Origin of the sequence: Wolbachia endosymbiont of Trichogramma kaykai (genome assembly GCF_045765165.1) — a bacterium.
Lineage (GTDB): Bacteria > Pseudomonadota > Alphaproteobacteria > Rickettsiales > Anaplasmataceae > Wolbachia.
The window spans coordinates 92,486-107,055 of record NZ_JBJJXK010000002.1 but is presented as its reverse complement, the minus strand read 5'-3'; the positions used below and the strand labels follow the sequence as shown (position 1 = coordinate 107,055).

12 protein-coding genes, 1 tRNA gene and 3 pseudogenes are annotated in these 14,570 nt (G+C 34.3%); 7 read left to right on the top strand and 9 right to left on the bottom strand.

What is annotated here, in order from left to right; translation table 11 throughout:
- Positions 1-16 precede the first annotated feature (16 nt).
- Positions 17-313, top strand: a complete 297-nt coding sequence (locus wTKK_RS01410; protein ID WP_407511659.1) for a hypothetical protein — start codon at positions 17-19, stop codon at positions 311-313.
- 24 nt (positions 314-337) lie between these two features.
- On the opposite strand, the pseudogene wTKK_RS01405 reads toward wTKK_RS01410, so the two are convergent.
- The 3 genes and pseudogenes from wTKK_RS01405 to typA all read right to left on the bottom strand — a co-directional run bounded on the left by wTKK_RS01405 (position 338) and on the right by typA (position 5,224).
- A pseudogene (locus tag wTKK_RS01405) lies at positions 338-1,426 on the bottom strand (IS481 family transposase).
- A gap of 397 nt (positions 1,427-1,823) precedes the next feature.
- Positions 1,824-3,059 (bottom strand): CCA tRNA nucleotidyltransferase, encoded by a 1,236-nt coding sequence (locus wTKK_RS01400; RefSeq protein WP_407511658.1) that lies wholly within the window; start codon positions 3,057-3,059, stop codon positions 1,824-1,826.
- 335 nt (positions 3,060-3,394) lie between these two features.
- The gene (gene typA, locus wTKK_RS01395; RefSeq protein WP_407511657.1) at positions 3,395-5,224 is read right to left on the bottom strand and encodes a translational GTPase TypA; all 1,830 of its coding nucleotides are present in this window, start codon (positions 5,222-5,224) and stop codon (positions 3,395-3,397) included.
- A 219-nt stretch (positions 5,225-5,443) separates the two neighbouring features.
- Between typA and gltX the strand changes: the two genes are divergently transcribed.
- The 4 genes and pseudogenes from gltX (at position 5,444) to wTKK_RS01370 (ending at position 8,203) form a co-directional block, all read left to right on the top strand.
- Positions 5,444-6,793, top strand: a complete 1,350-nt coding sequence (gene gltX / locus wTKK_RS01390; RefSeq protein ID WP_407511656.1) for a glutamate--tRNA ligase — start codon at positions 5,444-5,446, stop codon at positions 6,791-6,793.
- A 251-nt stretch (positions 6,794-7,044) separates the two neighbouring features.
- A pseudogene (locus tag wTKK_RS06210) lies at positions 7,045-7,507 on the top strand (transposase); the annotation flags it as partial.
- A gap of 24 nt (positions 7,508-7,531) precedes the next feature.
- Positions 7,532-7,816: pseudogene (locus wTKK_RS01375) on the top strand (IS481 family transposase); the annotation flags it as partial.
- Between the two features lie 48 nt (positions 7,817-7,864).
- Positions 7,865-8,203, top strand: a complete 339-nt coding sequence (locus tag wTKK_RS01370; protein WP_458695410.1) for a hypothetical protein — start codon at positions 7,865-7,867, stop codon at positions 8,201-8,203.
- A gap of 12 nt (positions 8,204-8,215) precedes the next feature.
- On the opposite strand, the gene wTKK_RS01365 is transcribed toward wTKK_RS01370, so the two are convergent.
- The 4 genes from wTKK_RS01365 to wTKK_RS01350 all read right to left on the bottom strand — a co-directional run bounded on the left by wTKK_RS01365 (position 8,216) and on the right by wTKK_RS01350 (position 9,823).
- Entirely contained in the window at positions 8,216-8,791 is a 576-nt protein-coding gene (locus tag wTKK_RS01365; RefSeq protein ID WP_407511653.1) for a lipase family protein, read from the bottom strand.
- A 33-nt stretch (positions 8,792-8,824) separates the two neighbouring features.
- A complete protein-coding gene (locus wTKK_RS01360) occupies positions 8,825-9,103 on the bottom strand; it encodes a hypothetical protein (RefSeq protein WP_407511652.1) in 279 nt (92 codons plus the stop codon).
- An 11-nt stretch (positions 9,104-9,114) separates the two neighbouring features.
- Complete coding sequence (locus wTKK_RS01355) at positions 9,115-9,717, bottom strand: RDD family protein (protein ID WP_407511651.1); 603 nt, start codon at positions 9,715-9,717, stop codon at positions 9,115-9,117.
- Positions 9,718-9,740: 23 nt separating this feature from the next.
- Positions 9,741-9,823, bottom strand: a tRNA-Leu gene (locus tag wTKK_RS01350).
- Between the two features lie 102 nt (positions 9,824-9,925).
- Here wTKK_RS01350 and wTKK_RS01345 point away from each other — a divergent pair.
- Positions 9,926-11,368 (top strand): replicative DNA helicase, encoded by a 1,443-nt coding sequence (locus tag wTKK_RS01345; RefSeq protein WP_407511650.1) that lies wholly within the window; start codon positions 9,926-9,928, stop codon positions 11,366-11,368.
- A gap of 345 nt (positions 11,369-11,713) precedes the next feature.
- Positions 11,714-13,201, top strand: coding sequence for a proton-conducting transporter transmembrane domain-containing protein (locus wTKK_RS01340; RefSeq protein ID WP_407511649.1), 1,488 nt, complete (start codon positions 11,714-11,716; stop codon positions 13,199-13,201).
- Between the two features lie 14 nt (positions 13,202-13,215).
- On the opposite strand, the gene wTKK_RS01335 is transcribed toward wTKK_RS01340, so the two are convergent.
- Positions 13,216-13,866 (bottom strand): VirB8/TrbF family protein, encoded by a 651-nt coding sequence (locus tag wTKK_RS01335; RefSeq protein ID WP_407511648.1) that lies wholly within the window; start codon positions 13,864-13,866, stop codon positions 13,216-13,218.
- A 490-nt stretch (positions 13,867-14,356) separates the two neighbouring features.
- The gene (locus wTKK_RS01330) at positions 14,357-14,485 is read right to left on the bottom strand and encodes a hypothetical protein (protein ID WP_407511647.1); all 129 of its coding nucleotides are present in this window, start codon (positions 14,483-14,485) and stop codon (positions 14,357-14,359) included.
- Between the last annotated feature and the right edge of the window lie 85 nt (positions 14,486-14,570).

The following is a 14,570-nucleotide window of genomic DNA, read 5'->3' as shown; positions in this document are numbered from 1 at the left end:
AGCAATGGAAAATGGAATGCACTTTTTTGTTTCTGAAGAAGGAATAAGGCACTATGTTGTAAATGATGGTGCATACGAAATGACTCTGAATTGGTATGATGAGGACGGGAAAAAGTACACTATTATAATTAATATTGATGCTAATGGTATAGAACTTATCGAGTGTAATCGTGTTACTGATGATCAATTGAAAGAAAATAAAGATGTAAAAATGGGTAACTTATTCTTGTATCAAATAAAATTTAGAAATAAGGAGAAAGGCAATCATAAATCATCTGAGGTTGTGATAGAAAATAGTAAAAGAAAGTGCTGAAACTTATTATTTACCTATAATAGTTTAGACTTGATCTGACAGAAGAATTGACGAGTTCAAAACTGATATCAGAATCTGTTTTAATGTTATCAATATTTTTTTTTGGTAAGCAATACTCATACTATCAAAAAAGGTCTGCATAGGCATAGCAATACTTACTGGAATGAGTTCTATCTCTGTTATAAGAATGCAACCAATGACGACATCTAACTGAAGCTCCTCCAAAGTACTATAAATCTTTTTCCTAAAGATAATATTGTAACATTCATCTTGCATAGTTCTATGAAACCTTTGACATATACCATTAGTTTGTGGAGAATAAGCTTTGGTTCTAGAATGATCAATATTTTCTACTCCCAAATATAACAGGTACGCATGACTACCTGGTTTACCACAATACTCTGTACCACGATCAGTTAAAATGCGTAGCAATGGAACTTTCTGTTCATCAAAAAATGGTATAACTCTATCATTGAGAAGATCTGCAGCTGTGATAGCAGTTTTCTCCGTATAAAGCTTAGCGAAGGCCACTCTAGAGTAGGTGTCAATAAAAGTTTGTTGATAAATTCTTCGAATACCTTTGATATTGCCTACATAATAGGTATCTTGACTACCTAAGTATCCAGGGTGTTGTGTCTCAATTTCGCCATTGGCTTCTTTTTGTTCCCTAGTTTTTTTCTAAAGCAGCAACTTGCTCCTCCGTTAAAATTATACCGTCTTGGACCACCTTTGCTTCCAGGGCTTTCAATCTCTTTTTAAAATTTTCGAGATCGTTTCTTTGCCATATTGACCTTATACCACTAGCAGATATTAGAATTCCTTTTTTCTTTAATTCATTAGCTGCTCTTTCTTGTCCATATGCTGGAAACTCTACTGCTATTTTAACTACTGCTTCTTTTGTATCCTTTGGTACTCTATTGGTAAGTAATGGTTTGCTTTTGTTTATCTCATATAATGCTTTTCCCCTCCTGTTTCATATAGCTCTTTGAAGCGGTAAAATGTATCCCTTGAATATCCCATTACTTTACACGCTTGGGATACATTTCCTAATTGCTTTGCAAGTTCTAGCAACCCCAACTTTGGTTCTAGTATTTTTTCTTGTGTTGTACTCATGTCTGACACTCCTTTAAAATTTATTTATATTTTTATCTTACTTTATTAATCTGTCAGATCAAATCTAAACTATTGAAGATAGTCAAGCAATAATAGGTTCTTTCACATGCTTTTTGGCTAATGGAAATGATATCAATAATGATTCAGTCAAAGAATTTATTGTGAAGGAGTTAATAAAAGCTGAAAATCAAATGTTTTTCAGATAAGATTCAAGGATTACAGCTGGCATCAAGTATAAGAGATAAATTTTTATGCCAAGATGAGAAAGTGTGCGTTCAAACTTCAGAAGAAAACAATGAATACCAATTAACAGAGAAAGCTAAAAAAGAATACACACCTAACTCTTCCATGAGTCACACTAATAGCACTCTGGTAAGTATGAAGCAAGAAGCAACGTCTAGATAAAACTTTTAGCATAAAGTATCAGCTCCTCCTTTGTTAAAGTGTAGGAGCTGTCTTCCCAGTGTTGTCGTAGCAATTCCAAGTTTCTACCTAAATTTTTTCCTGGCTGGTGACCTATAATTATTAGATCATCCCCAGATAAAGGAAATTTTGGAATATTGAATATATGAGCAAATGAAATATACTCATCAACATTTGTTCCAGACTCAATACCACAAATCTTCATTAAGTCACAATATAATTCCTTACCAAATAAAGATATGTATTTCTTTTGCTCTTTTTCTGAAAGCTCTGTTTTGATATTGTTTGATAATAAAAATAATATTTTTTTCTTTTGTTTATTTGAAAGACGTAGAAGTTTGCTTACATATTCTCCAAGATTAAGCCTATCTTCGGTAGTTCTAAGAAGCAAAGCTAATTTTGTTAGTGCATCGATTGGATTCAAGATGGGATCTAGGAAAGGCTTATGGACATGCCCTGAGGGTTTTGTAGGAGGTTTAGTGTTGATAAGAAGTGGTGAAGATAAAATTTCGCATTTTACTTCTTTTGGAATAACTTTTTGTAAAACATCAGATTTTTGCATGCTCTTAAGTGTTGGAGCAGGATCATTGCATTCCAACAACTTAAATATTTCTTCTCTTATTCTCTCTCCAGAGAGGTTTTGAATCATGTGCGAATGCTTTTTGCACACATCCAATATTCCATCACTTAAATCTCCTATGCATATTTTGGCGTGAAAACGAAACGCTCTTAAAATACGTAGATAGTCTTCCTTAATCCTATCTTCAGCGTTACCTATAAAGTTTAGCTTTCGTGCTTTTAAGTCCTGAATGCCACCAAAGTAGTCGTATATATGGCCATGCTTGTCTGCATAAAGAGCATTAAATGTAAAATCGCGCCTTGAAGCATCAGCTTGCCAATCATTAGTAAATTCTACCTTCGCATGTCTACCGTCACACTTTACATCATGCCTTAGCGTTGTAATCTCAAAGGACCTCTTGTGTAAAATTGCAGTGATAGTTCCATGTTTCAGACCAGTTGGAATACTCTTTATATTGCAAAGCTTGAGCGCTTTAATTATTTGATTAGGCAGCAGATTAGTAGCAAGATCAATGTCGTGAATTTCACGCTGCAAAATTGAATCTCTAACACACCCACCAACAAGCCTTGCCTCACCACTAAATTTCTCTATTGTCTCAATAATTAAACTAGTTTCGTGATCAATTTGCATTTAAGTTACACATACTGAAAATCATGTTACAAAAAATGCGAAACTTTTGCAAAAAGCCTCATATAAAAATATATAGGCAGGAGAGTGGTAAAATAAGAGGGTAAAGTGATAGAGTAAATAGTAAGTCTACAACAAATACAGTGCCTAGAAACTTACAAGTATAAAAGTAATGTTAAAATACAATGTTTTCGATGATTAAATCTGGATGAGCTACTTGCATGATACCCTTGTAGCCTTCTCTTGTCATCCCAGTACCTGCTCAAGTAACTGACACTGATTCCCTTTATGATGGTGTTATCCGAGCAGTTCATCCAGATTTTTATTAGGAACGTTGATTACTCTTTATTCTTCGCCCTTCCTGCACGTTTACGTTCATTTGGATCGAGGAACTTCTTACGCAAACGTATAGATTTTGGAGTGACTTCTACCAGTTCATCATCGTCTATATATGCTATCATATCCTCCAGTGTCATTATTTTTGGTGGAGTAAGCTTTATGGCTTCATCGCTACCTGAAGCTCTTACGTTTGTTAATTGCTTACCTTTAAGTACATTTATTTCTAAATCATTGTCACGACTATGCTGACCGACGATCATGCCACAATATACTTTATCCTGTGGCTTAATAAACATAATTCCCCTATCTTGCAGATTGAAAATTGCATACGCTACTGCTTCGCCTTTGTCTGTTGAAATTAAAACCCCATTACGCCTTCCGGAAATTGAACCTTTATGTGAAGCATAACTGTGAAATAAACGGTTGATTATACCAGTGCCGCGAGAATCAGTTAAAAATTCTCCTTGATAGCCAATTAATCCCCTTGATGGCACTAAAAATGTCAACCTAGTTCTGCCACTACCAGAAGGTCTCATGTCAGTTACTTCACCTTTCCGAAAGCTAAGTTTTTCCATGATGATTCCACTATACTCATCATCTACATCAATTACTACTTCCTCTATAGGTTCAAGTTTTTTGCCATCTTCTTCTTTAAACAGCACTCGAGGCCTTGAAACTGAAAGCTCAAAACCTTCCCTTCTCATATTTTCAATCAGTACCCCAAGCTGCAACTCACCACGTCCACCTACTTCAAATGCTTCACCACTTGGAGCCAAAGTTACAGTAATTGCAACGTTTGTTTCTACTTCTGCATATAAACGATCTTTTATAACAGTTGAGGTAAGTTTTGTTCCCTCTTGACCAGCAAAAGGTGAGTCATTAACGCTTATAGTAATCGCCATTGTTGGCGGGTCAACTGGAGTTGAGCTGATCGCAGTTGTAACTTCTGGTGCTGCTATAGTGTCTGAAACTGAAGCTTTCTCAAGTCCTGCAATGGCAATGATATCACCAGCTACAGCTTGCTCTACTGGAACGCGTTTTAAGCCAGAAAATGAGAGTAACTTAGTTAATCTCCCTCGCTCAACCACTTGACCATCAAGATCAATTACCTTAAGATCTGAGTTAACTTGTGCGATTCCTTGGTAGATCTTTCCTGTCAATATTCTGCCAAGAAATTTATCAGATTCAAGTAAAGTAACTAGCATAGCAAAAGGTGCATTTTGATCATAAACGGAAGGTTTTATGTAATCTATCACCGTTGAAAATAATGGGCTTAAATCTTTTCTCTCATCAGATAGCTCCTTAGCACACCAACCATTTCTACCTGAAGCATAGAGCACTGGAAAATCTAGTTGCTCGTTGGTTGCATCAAGGTTAAAGAATAACTCATATATTTCATTTAGTACTTCATCAATTCTGCTGTCTGGTCGATCAACCTTATTGATTATCACAATCGGTTTTAAATTTGCCTTTAGTGCTTTTGACAACACAAACTTAGTCTGTGGCATTGGACCTTCTGCAGCATCAACCAGTAGTAATACACCATCTGCCATGCAGAGCACCCTTTCCACTTCTCCACCAAAATCCGCATGTCCTGGTGTATCAATGATATTGATTTTCTCATCACCCCACATTATTGACGTACATTTTGCAAGTATTGTAATCCCACGTTCACGTTCTTGATCACCACTATCCATCACTCGTTCTTGAACTTCTTGATTCTCACGAAACGTGCCACTTTGTTTTAACATGTTATCAAGTAAAGTAGTTTTTCCGTGGTCAACGTGTGCAATTATTGCAATATTGCGGATTGATTTAAATTCACTCATTTCTTATCATTTCAAATTTAGTTTAATAACAAGTATACGTATAATATATTTAGAGTAAATAACTAAAGCCGTGCTTTCAGGGTATTTCAGGCAGATTATGGAACTCTAACAAAAAGGTTCATGTTCGCTGTACTTTATAGCAACTAACACCAAGACAAAGAAGAATCTTGCTTTAGCAGTACATTTATATAAAATTAATAAACTAAAGTAATCATTTAAATGCTAACAAGATTCGCTCCAAGCCCAACTGGCTGCCTACATGTAGGAAACATACGCACTGCACTCATTTGTTGGATGTACACACGTAATCAAAATGGAAAATTTTTGCTACGTTTTGATGATACTGATCTTGAGCGTTCAGATGTCAAATATGTAGATAATATCATAGAAGACCTAAAATGGATTGGCATAAATTGGAATTCAAGTTTTAAGCAATCAGAGCGTTTTGAGCGCTATAACGAGGTGTTCTTACAGTTAATGAAAGAAGGTCATATTTATGCATGTTATGAAACAAGAGAAGAATTAGACACTAAACGAAAATTGCAATTAAAACAAGGTCTTCCCCCTGTTTACGATAGAGGTGCGTTGCTTCTAATTGAGCAAGAGAAAATTCGTTATGAGCAAGAAGGACGAAAACCACATTTCAGATTTAAATTGAATAGAAACGAAATTGTAAAATGGAATGATGAAGTTAAAGGTGAAATAAACATTGCAACAATTCATATTAGCGATCCTGTGGTAAAAAGAGAAGATGGAATTTATACATACATGTTACCTTCTGTTATTGATGATGTTGACTTTAATGTAACCCATGTTGTACGCGGGGAAGATCATGTAACTAATACCGCAGTGCAGATCCAAATTATTAAAGCATTAAAAGCGAAAATTCCTATATTTGCTCACCTTTCCCTACTACATTTTGATGATAGCAAGATATCGAAACGGAAAGGTGGGTTGGATATTAAGTCCATAAGAGAAGATGAGATTGAGCCAATGGCGCTAACTAGCTATTTAGCAAAACTTGGCACATCTGATCCGATAGAAGCTCATGTTGATATGCATTCTTTAATTAACTCATTTGATATTAAAAAATTTAGCTCAGCATCTGCACAATTCAGCTTGAGTGAAATGTATAAGCTAAATAGCAAAGTGCTGCAACAAATGCCATTTGAAATGGTGCAAGATCGTTTAAGTCAAATTGGCTCAGAGTTTTGGTATTTTATAAGAAATAACATAAACAGGTTTTCTGAGGTGGCCAAATGTTGGCAAGTATGTAAATCCAATATAGAGCCTGTGGTTATTAATAAAGAATTTATAAAAATAGCGCTAAGCACATTACCTCAAGGTGAGTGTAATAAAAATACGTTATCAGAATGGGTTAAAAATATTCGACAGACAGTTGATATAAAGGCAAAAGATCTATTTATGCAGTTGCGCCTCGCTTTAACAGGAACAGAAACAGGTCCAGAACTCGCTAAATTATTAATTTTTATCGGTAGAGAGAGGATTGTTGCAAGGTTAGAAGAAAATCATACAAAAGGTTTAAATGCACCGAATGTATTTGAATGACACCAATAAGCATTATTCAGGAAATATGAAAATATTAGATTTCTTGTCATTCCAGTTTCTGCTCCTGTCATTCCAGTGCTTGACACTGGAATCCAACTAAGTTGGTAAACACGAAAGCGCTTTTTTTTGACGGAATTGCACAAAAAAAAACCGGATGCCAGTGGGCTTTGTTGCATAGGTCAAATAAAAAGAACTGGCAGCTACTGACAAAATTCACTATAAGACAAGGATTTAACCTACTAAAGAAAAATATGCCACAAAAAATGAGAGTCAGTAACTGCCATGAATATAATAAATTTCTCCAAGAGAGGGGAAATATTTTTTATTACGTTAATGATGCCATAGAAAATTAGTACGAAAAAGGTCCAAAAATGGCTGGTGGCAACTATATTTATAGCGATAAGGTCGTGATTCTGGTTCACATAATAACTTATTTATTTAGAATAGGTCTGAGACAAACAGCGGGATTTATAGCAGGTTACCTTGAGCAAGTAAGGAAAAACTTGCAAGTTATTAGATATTCCCAGTCCTCAAGAAGGCTTGAAAAACTTAACATCAAAATTAGTGATCGAAGACATGATAAAAATAATACAGAAGATATTGAGATTGCCATAGATAGTACTGATCTACAATAATATTCCAGGTCATAGCAAGGCAAATGGTACAGATAGAAAGTATCGACGCTATGAGCAAACAAGAAAACTGCATGCAATGACTTGATGAAACAGGAGGGGAAAAGCATTATATGAGATAAACAAAAGCAAACCATTACTTACCAATAGAGTACCAAAGGATACAAAAGAAGCAGTAGTTAAAATAGCAGTAGAGTTTCCAGCATATGGACAAGAAAGAGCAGCTAATGAATTAAAGAAAAAAGGAATTCTAATATCTGCTAGTGGTATAAGGTCAATATGGCAAAGAAACGATCTCGAAAATTTTAAAAAGAGATTGAAAGCCCTGGAAGCAAAGGTGGTCCAAGACGGTATAATTTTAACGGAGGAGCAAGTTGCTGCTAGTGATAAGTATAATATTTGTTCTATTCGAGCAGATGCGGCTTATGATATAAAAAGTGTGTATAAAGAATGCAGAAAATACAATATTGTGCCTATTATTCGCCCTAGAAAGGATACTAAAATTTGTTTAGCTGATTACTTATCAGAAGGAAACGAGTATATTAGTAGAATTAGGTCATATGAGAATTATGAAGATGGTATTAATGAATGGAAGAAAAAAATTAAGTATGGAGCACGGTCTTATATTGAAGTCTTTTTCTATAGGTTGAAGCAAATATTTGTGTTTAGCTTGAAAAATAAATCAGAGGTAAATCATGAAAAAGAGCTGTTAATTAAGTGCTACTTATTGAACATATTTACTGATATAGGTATGGCTAAATTTAAATTATCTGCGTAAATTTACTTTGATTTACATGCCTATCAGTCCTATGCAATAAAGCCGTACCGGATCTGATTGACAAGCTACTCTAATAGTCTTATTTCCAAGATACTGATTGTAAACTTCATCGGCACCATTGTAGAAAACTCTTGGAGAGCCAAAAGTTGCAACCTGAACATCTTCGGCGTTTTCTGTTTTATTAAGACATAAAGCAGCGATATTAGCAAGAGTACCTCCCATGCTATGACCTGTAACATTAATTTTCAAATCTTTGATTGCTAATCCTTTATCATTAGCATGCCCTTTTAATATCTTATCCACACTGGGCCAAGAGCGTTTGAATAAAGAGTAAAAACCAGAGTGGACACGATGATCTTCAGGTAAAATGAAAAATTTAGCTAAAGATGCACGAAGATCTTCCTTTACATCATTTAAATCACGAGCACCATGGTAAGCTATAGTGACTTCTTGCTCTAATTTATAATCAGTATCCGAGCAATATTTGTCTTCAATGAGTTCATTGTCGTAAAACTTTACAATTTGATAACCTTCTTTTTCAAATTGCCTTTTAGTTTTGTACTCATCTTGCTTTAATTTTCTGTCCACATTACCGTAGGAAATCTTGCTAAAAGTACATATTTATTGTAATTTTTCTTTGTTAAATCCTGTAATTTGCCCTTTTATCAGATCAGCAAGGTCAAAAGCATCCTTTAATCCAGCACCTTTAAAATCTTCTATCTTCTTCCATGCTTTAATTAGGTCAGAAGTTCCTAGCCCATTAAGGTCAATTTGAGCTTCCAATGCGTTCTTAAATGGTTCTAGCGCTTCAATTGCGCATTCTTTTATTTCATCACCACCAATATGTACAATACTATCGCTAATAGAATCCATACTTTGACCATGAGTAATACTTGGCATATTTTTACCTACTATTTCATTTTATCACGCTTAAGACTCCTATTTATGACAACCACTGTGTCTGCGATCTTATCGTGCCAAGTTTGGCAGCGTTTGTCGAAGTTTGCCCATATAAAACCCAAGAATAGTGGTACTGTTGACAATATAAAGGAAAAAAACCTCTTTATTGCTTGTTTTAGAGTCAATTTTTCAAAAGTTTGCGCACTCACAACTCTAAGCCCAAGTAATAACTTTCCAGGTGTAGCACCAAACCTTATCCACATATATGCCACATAACTAAAAAGCATAATGAATTGAACTATTTGATTTAGAATGAGTAACTTGATTAGTTTACTCTGCATTGCTGTTTCCTCTGCAGAGAGTGGTACCTGCATTTGATATTTTGCAGCAATTTGGCCTAATATTTTACTGCTCTCCGAGCTCATGAAGAGTTGATTTAAGGCCTGACCGCAAAACTGTAAAAATAAAACGATGATGATTAAATCAAGCAGCACTGACAAATAGCGTCTAAGTCCCGTTACATAGCATATTCCATTATCATCCTTTTTCACTTTTTGAATAGCATTTATAGAAGAAAGAATGGAAAATAAACGATTAAAAAATTTATGTAACATATATGCATTTCTCAATGTTTGAGTGTCCCTGGCCGGACTTGAACCAGCATGCTTTTGCAAGCAACAGATTTTGAGTCTGCCGTGTCTACCATTCCACCACAGGGACCTACTTTAATGCTATAAGCAGTACAAGATTAGTCAAATTTTTTATCTTTTAAGTAAGTACTGAATATTCTACAATAATCAATCATTACTCTGAAAACTTAAAATGAATGAATTAGCCAATCTTATTGATTCAAGAGAAGAAATATGTAAATTGCCATACAATTTAGAAGCAGAACAAATGCTCATTGGTGCAATGATTCGAGATAATAGAATTTGTGATGCAGTTGAAGACATAATCACAGCAGATAATTTCTATGATCCAATACATAAAAGCATTTTTACCCAGATATCTAAAACCAGAAAACACGGCATAGTCGCCAATGAACTAAGCCTAAAGATGTTTTTTGAAAATGATAAAGCATTTGCCGAATGTGGTGGAGTTGAGTACCTAGCAAAACTTGCAGCAAAGGCAAGCATTGCGCTTGACATCTATAGCTTGACCAGAATAATCCGTGATACTTATTTAAGGAGATGCTTAATCAAGCTCGGGCAGGAGATAGTTGACGATAGTTACAACTACGACATTGAAAATCCTGCACAGGTACAAATTGAGCAGGCAATGACAAAGTTGTTCAACTTAGCAGTAAAAAAGCAAGGTGATAAAACATATGTAAAGCTTGCAAGTTCAATTAAAGATGTGGTTGAGAAGATCAGCAAGCTGAAGAATAACCCAGAGGCTCTGGGTATTACAACCGGACTTCAAGACCTAAACCAGCTTCTTGGTGGTTTGCAGAAATCTGATCTGTTAATTATAGCTGCAAGGCCCTCAATGGGAAAGACAGCATTGGCGCTGAACATCGCACTTAATGCTTGTAAGATTTTGCAAAAAAGAACAGATAAACAACACTACGTAGCGTTTTTCTCACTTGAAATGTCAGCAGAGCAATTGACTGCAAGATTGATTACTATAGATTCAGGCATTGGTTATTATAAGGCACTGACTGGGAGAATTAGTGATTTTGAATTACACGAATTCATTAATGCTAGTACAGATCTATCCGAATTACCTTTCATCATAGATGACACCCCTGCACTATCAATTAGTGCTCTTCGTACCAGAATACGTCTTCTCTATCAACTATATAATGTAGAGGTGGTCTTTATCGATTATCTGCAGTTAATTCGAGGAACAACAAAAAGGAGTAGTGAAAATAGAGTGCAAGAAATCTCAGAAGTGACGCAGGGTTTAAAAGCAATTGCAAAGGAACTAAATATTCCCATTGTTGCACTATCACAGCTCTCTCGTTCTGTTGAGCAAAGGGATGATAAAAAACCACAACTTTCTGATTTACGTGATTCAGGAAGCATAGAGCAGGATGCGGATATAGTAATGTTCCTCTATAGAGAAGAATATTATGAATTAAGAAAGCAACCAAATGAAGGAAGTAATAAACATCGAGAGTGGCAAGAGAAAATGGAGAAAATTAGAAATATTGCGGAGCTGATCATTGCAAAACAAAGAAACGGGCCAATTGGCAGTGTAAAGCTACATTTTGACTCCAATAGAGGTGCATTTAAAGATTATACAGAAAGATATAGTCTGTAGCGGTTTTGAGTGATTCTGGAAGTGTTTAACAAACCATATGTGCCAAACTAAGAAGCTATCGTGAAACATAGCAATATTTAAGATTGGCATTTTATTTGTTACATTTATTTTTTAGGAAATTCTTATCTAGGAGAAGATAATTTTTAGAAAGATCTATAAATTACTAACTTTATTACTTGATATATAAAATGGTTTTTTCCTATTTCCTTTCTTCCTTACGCCACTTTTTCTTAACTTGATGCGTATGGTTTATTTAACACTTCCGATATACAACTAAAAAATAGCAAATTCTCTATAACTTGAATATAATTTTAGCTTTACCTAAACAGAAAGATGAATTACTTAATGGATTTTGTTTTAATATCTCTTTCCTTGCCACTTTTTATTACTGAGAATTATTTGTTAATTACTGCGTTGATCCCACTTTTAAGTGCATTAGCTATTTCTTTTACGAGTAAATGGCCCAGAGTGAACAATAGCATTACTGTTGTTTCTTCTATGCTTCTATTTGCGTATACATCTCTATGCACTTTATATTTGGTATATGGTGATCATTCTCAATTTATTCTCATGGACTTTGGTAATAATTTGCACATTAGTTTAAAGTTAGAGTCTAGTGGAGCAATATTTAGCTTATTAATATCATTTTTGTGGGTACTAACCAGTATGTATGCAATATGTTATATGCGAAATAACTATGCTGATAGTAACTACTCGAGTTTTCTATGCTTTTTTTCAATAGCGATTAGCTGTGCAATGTTTATTGCTTTTTCTGGAGATTTGCTCACTACATTTATCTTTTACGAGCTTCTAACTATTAGTACATACCCTCTGATTACTTACAACTCAACAAATGAATCAGTAATTGCAGGACGCTATTACTTTGGTTTACTATTTTTCTCTTCTTTAGTGTTATTTTTTCCTGCGATAGGCCTCTTATATAATGAATTCCATACTTTAGACTTTGTAAGAGGTGGAATATTCAAGTTTGATACTTCGTTCATAACTTTTATTACAGTGTGTTTTGCTATGCTGATTTATGGAATAGGAAAAGCTGCATTAATGCCAATGCATTTTTGGTTGCCAAAAGCAATGGTTGCACCAACTCCTGTAAGCGCACTGCTACATGCTGTTGCTGTTGTAAAATCAGGAGTGTTCATCATCATCAAAGTTATATTATACACTTTTGGCATCGATAATATGCAACGTTTTGCACAGCAAAGTTGGTTTGCTGGAGGATGGCTTCCGTACGCTGCTGGATTTACTATCATTACTGCATCGTTAATTGCATTAAAGCAAAAGGAATTAAAGAAATTGCTTGCTTATTCTACTATCTCTCAGTTGTCATATATTGTATTGTTTGCTTCAATTTTTAGTGAATTCAGCATGAGGGTTGCAATTTTTCAATTAGTTTGCCACGCATTTGCAAAAATCACTTTGTTTTTCACTGCTGGAGCAATAATAACGAAAACAGGTGAGAAATACATAGATAGAATTCACGGTATAGGACGTAGTATGCCAATTAGTATGATAGCATTTACTATAGGTGCATTGTCCATGATAGGGGTACCACCTGCTCCGACTTTTTGGAGCAAATTTTTCATTTTTCAAGCTGTTTTTAACTCTAGTAATGTAACACTTTCTGTATTTGTAGCTCTGGTGTTAATTGTCAGTACTATACTCAACGCTCTATACTTCTTACCGATAATTTACAATGCCTTTTTCTTAAAACCTTCTGGAAATTATTTTATTAAAAAGACACCAATGCTTCTAATTTTACCTCCAGTTGTTACTGCTGTATGCACTTTAGTTATTTTTTTAGCTACCAAGTAATTTTTTAAATGTAATCACCTGTATTTATAGCCGTTAACAATAAATTTAAATGGTATTATACCAGTTAGAGTTGCCTCCATGTTTGATAAAGTAAAGCTAACCTCCACAGCATAGTCTTTCATTTTCTTATTTTGCTCAGCTGCAAAAACTACAGTGGCATTTCCAGGAAATGTAACCAAGTCCTTGATCGATCGGTCAATAGATAGTGTTGTGACGTTTGTGTTGGTAATTTTTCTTGTGGATGAAACAGCTTCATTGTTTACTTTTTCCTGAAAGTCTTGATAGATTTTATATATAGAATTGTTTTTTATAAAATTTTCTTGATACTTTGATTCAATGATCTGAGAGGACTCGTATGCTTCAACGTATTGACTTACCAAGTACCTTGCTATGGAAGTGTATTCATCTTCTTTTTCACTAAAACTAAGTTTATGTATTGTAGAAAACTCATCTTCTGTGTGGTTCTTGTACTTCACAAAATTTAAATCTTTTTTAACAGGAAGTAATAGGTATATGTTTAGTAATGATAAAAATAAACATACTAAGAGAAGTAACGCTATTAACGCCATCCAAGATCTTTCTACAACGCAGAACAGGTATCTGTGGCAATACCATTCTACTGCTTTCCTAAAATAACTTTTGTTTTTTACTGATTCAACTTCCATAACCTAATTATAATAACTCTAAAAAAACTTTAAAATATTTCTAAATTTTCCAAAATAGGATGAATGATTATATCACCTTGTTCTGCAATAAGATAAAATTTATCAATTTTCTTCACATCTAAATTTATCATTATTCATCAGCAAGTGTTCCCACTTTTTTGCCTTTACCGTCTCTGAATAGCTCAAATAGATCAATTACATGGTTTCAGATTCAGGCTCAATAGAGCCTTCTACAGCAAAAAAACTTAGGTGCATGACCAACATACTCCTTAAATTTTAGATTATTAGTCTTTTTTACACTACCAAAATCCACGAATTTATATTCATCTAAGATACCAGAATATTGTGGATCATACTTTTTATGTTCAAAAAACTCATTACCTAAAAAATTATAAAACGTTAATTTACAATCATCGTGATTGGATTTAACAACTTTAAGATAATGAAAATCTCTAGGGATCTTTACTTCCTCTTTCGTAAAAAAAGCTCACTACTGAGCATATAATAGCCAATTTGGCAAAGTAGCTATACAGATGCCACTTGATAGCTCCTTCCCTTTTTCTAAAGTGACGTCTTGATCTAAAGATTTATTCTTGATTAAACTCAATTCCTTCTGCATGTTCAGTATAGTGTTTGTTAAAACTTCTATTGATTACCATACAGTTAATTTATTATCATTCAAGTTATATACTTTCAGTATTAAA

What these genes read in the sequence shown, in the direction of transcription:
- wTKK_RS01330 (WP_407511647.1), bottom strand. Translation starts at nt 14,485, where the DNA reads ATGCAGAAGGAATTGAGTTTAATCAAGAATAAATCTTTAGATCAAGAC.
- gltX (WP_407511656.1), top strand. Translation starts at nt 5,444, where the DNA reads ATGCTAACAAGATTCGCTCCAAGCCCAACTGGCTGCCTACATGTAGGA.
- wTKK_RS01400 (WP_407511658.1), bottom strand. Translation starts at nt 3,059, where the DNA reads ATGCAAATTGATCACGAAACTAGTTTAATTATTGAGACAATAGAGAAA.
- wTKK_RS01360 (WP_407511652.1), bottom strand. Translation starts at nt 9,103, where the DNA reads ATGCCAAGTATTACTCATGGTCAAAGTATGGATTCTATTAGCGATAGT.
- wTKK_RS01345 (WP_407511650.1), top strand. Translation starts at nt 9,926, where the DNA reads ATGAATGAATTAGCCAATCTTATTGATTCAAGAGAAGAAATATGTAAA.
- wTKK_RS01340 (WP_407511649.1), top strand. Translation starts at nt 11,714, where the DNA reads ATGGATTTTGTTTTAATATCTCTTTCCTTGCCACTTTTTATTACTGAG.
- wTKK_RS01355 (WP_407511651.1), bottom strand. Translation starts at nt 9,717, where the DNA reads ATGTTACATAAATTTTTTAATCGTTTATTTTCCATTCTTTCTTCTATA.
- typA (WP_407511657.1), bottom strand. Translation starts at nt 5,224, where the DNA reads ATGAGTGAATTTAAATCAATCCGCAATATTGCAATAATTGCACACGTT.
- wTKK_RS01410 (WP_407511659.1), top strand. Translation starts at nt 17, where the DNA reads ATGCACTTTTTTGTTTCTGAAGAAGGAATAAGGCACTATGTTGTAAAT.
- wTKK_RS01335 (WP_407511648.1), bottom strand. Translation starts at nt 13,866, where the DNA reads ATGGAAGTTGAATCAGTAAAAAACAAAAGTTATTTTAGGAAAGCAGTA.